This is a genomic window from Corallococcus sp. CA047B, assembly GCF_003612065.1.
In the GTDB taxonomy this organism is placed as follows: domain Bacteria; phylum Myxococcota; class Myxococcia; order Myxococcales; family Myxococcaceae; genus Corallococcus; species Corallococcus praedator.
Window position 1 is genome coordinate 1 of sequence record NZ_RAWD01000582.1, and the last position, 2,545, is coordinate 2,545.

Sequence of the window (2,545 nt, forward strand, 5' to 3'; positions counted from 1 at the left end):
GGCCACGCGGGTGGCGGCGGCGCTGGGGCGGGTGTTCGCGGTGCTGTTCGGCGTGTGGGGCGTGGTGTCGTTCAACCCGTTCACGCTGGTGATTGCCTTCTTCGTGTTGATGGGCGCGGAGGCCGAGTCCAAGCAGGTGCGGATGCGCGTGGCGCTGGAGCGCGTGAAGGTGGAGGCGATGATGACGCCCCGGGTGGTGGGCGTGGACCAGGACCTGTCCATGCTGGATGCGCAGTGGGCGCTTCGGCGCGAGCACGTGGCGATGCTGCCGGTGACGAGCGCGGGGCGGCCGGTGGGGCGCGTGACGTGGGCGGCGGTGCAGGCGCTGCCGGACGAGGAGCGCGCCGGGCGCATGGTGCGGGATGCGATGGAGGACGGGGTGGTGGCGGAGGTGGGCGAGGACGGGTGGACGGCGCTGCGGCGGATGGCGGAGGCGCGCGTGCCGCTGGTCGCGGTGGTGGACGCGGACGGGCTGCTCGCGGGCACGCTGGATTGGAATGATCTCCAACGGGGGATGACGCGGGCGGAGCAGGAGGCGGAGCGGACGGGGCCGCGCACAGGATGGCGGCGTGAGCGGCCGGCGTGAGGGGCCGTGAGCGAGTTCGCGGCGCTGATTGAAGCCGAGCGGGAGCCGCTGATGCGGCGCTGGACCGAGCGGCTCCAGGAGCACCTGTCTCCGCGGACGCGCTCCGAGCCCGAGCTGCGCGACCACATTCCGGACGTGCTCAGCGAACTCACCTCCTGTCTGCGACAGGGCAGCGTCCCGGCGAGCAATCCGACCGCTCGGGAGCACGGCCGCCAGCGCCACCGCCTCGGCTTCAACCTGAAGGTGCTCATCCACGAGTATGACCTCCTGCGCGGACTCATCCTGGACCTGGCGGAAGCGCACCGGCTGGCGGTGACGCTGCGCGAGGTGCGCGTCCTCTCCGACTTCTTCTCCGCCGCCATCTCCGAGGCGGTGTTGGAGCACCAGCAGCGCGGTGAAGCGCTGGTGGAGAGCGAGGCGCGCCTGCGCGTCGTCGTGGAGGGACTGGCCGCGGGCAGCTTCCGCTTGGACCTGGGCACCGGGGAGGGGGACGCGGACTCCCGCTTCCGGAGAATCCTCGGCCTGTCCGAAGAGGTGCCCTTCACTTTCGAGCAGGGGACCCGGGCCTGTCACCCGGCGGACCTGGCCCGGGTCCTCCATGCGTTCGAGGACGCCAAGGCGGGTCGCAACGGCGGCCAGTTCCAGGTCGAGCACCGGGTCCGGCCCTCGCTCCCGTTCCAGGACGTCCGGTGGGTGGAGGCTCGGGGACAAATCCTCTCCGGCCCGGATGGAAGCCCCGCGCGCCTCACCGGAACGGTCACGGACATCACCGCGCGCAAGCAGGCGGACGCGGAGCGCGAGAAGCTGCTGGCCGAGGTGGAGGCGGCGCGCAACCGGTTGCTCAGCCTCTTCGAGCACGCGCCCGCGTTCCTTGCCCTGTTGAGCGGGCCCGAGCACGTGTACGAGGCCATCAACCCGCCCTACCAACTGCACGTGGGCCGCGAGCGCAAGCTGCTCGGCCTTTCCGTCGCGCAGGCGCTGCCGGAGCTGGTGCCCCAGGGGTTCCTGCAACTGCTGGACGACGTCTACCGCACGGGCACGCCGCACATCGGGCGTGAGACCTTCATCCGCTTCGACCGGGACGGCCGGGGCGAGTTGGAGGACGCGTACGTCGACTTCGTCTACCAGCCGCTGCGGGACGCGCGGGGGCAGGTGGATGGCATCGTCGTCTTCGGCTTCGACATCACGGAGCCGGTGCAGGCGCGGCGTCGCGCGGAGGCCCTGGCGGAGAAGCTCCGGGCGAGTGAAGCCGAGCTGCGGCAGGTGACGGACGCGATTCCGCTGCTCGTCTCGCGGGTGACGGCGGATGAGCGCTACGGCTTCGCCAACAAGGCGTACGAGGACTGGTTCGGCCACACGCGAGAGGAGCTGCTCGGGCGCCCCGTCCGGGGAATCATCGGGGAGGCGGCCTATGCGGTGCTGGGGCCCTACGTGCGGCGGGGGCTGGCGGGAGAGGGCTTGTCCTTCGAGCAGCACGGCGTGCCCTATCGCCTGGGGGGCACCCGGGATGTGCGGGTGACGTTCAATCCCTACCGGAACGCGGAGGGAGAAGCGGATGGCTACGTCGCGCTCCTCCAGGACATCACGGTGCAGCGGCGGCTGGAGGTCGCCGTCAAGCGCCAGGCGGAGTTCGAGCAGCACCTCATCGGCATCGTGAGCCACGACCTGCGCAACCCCCTGTCGGCCATCCAGTTGGGGGTCAGCGCCATGGCCCGGCGCGAGGACCTGGACGAGCGCAGCCGCAAGAGCGTGACGCGCATCCAGAACGCGGCGGAGCGGGCCACGCGCATGGTGAAGGACCTGCTGGACTTCACCCAGGCGCGCCTGGGGGGCGGCATCCGCATCGAGCGGCGGCCCGCGGACCTGCACGAGCTGACGCGCGGCGTGGTGGACGAGGTGGAGGCGGCCTACCCGCACCGGGAGCTGCGGGTGCGAAGGGCCGGGGACGGGCGGGGCGGG

Annotated in this window: 2 protein-coding genes; both read left to right on the plus strand. The window is 71.9% G+C overall.

Annotated features, from left to right (window positions below; all coding sequences use genetic code 11):
• Positions 1–586, plus strand: a 586-nt coding sequence (locus D7X74_RS41220) for a CBS domain-containing protein (RefSeq protein ID WP_120538379.1), incomplete at its 5' end; no start/stop codon positions are given.
• Positions 587–592: 6 nt separating this feature from the next.
• Positions 593–2,545, plus strand: a 1,953-nt coding sequence (locus D7X74_RS41225; RefSeq protein ID WP_120538380.1) for a PAS domain-containing protein, incomplete at its 3' end; no start/stop codon positions are given.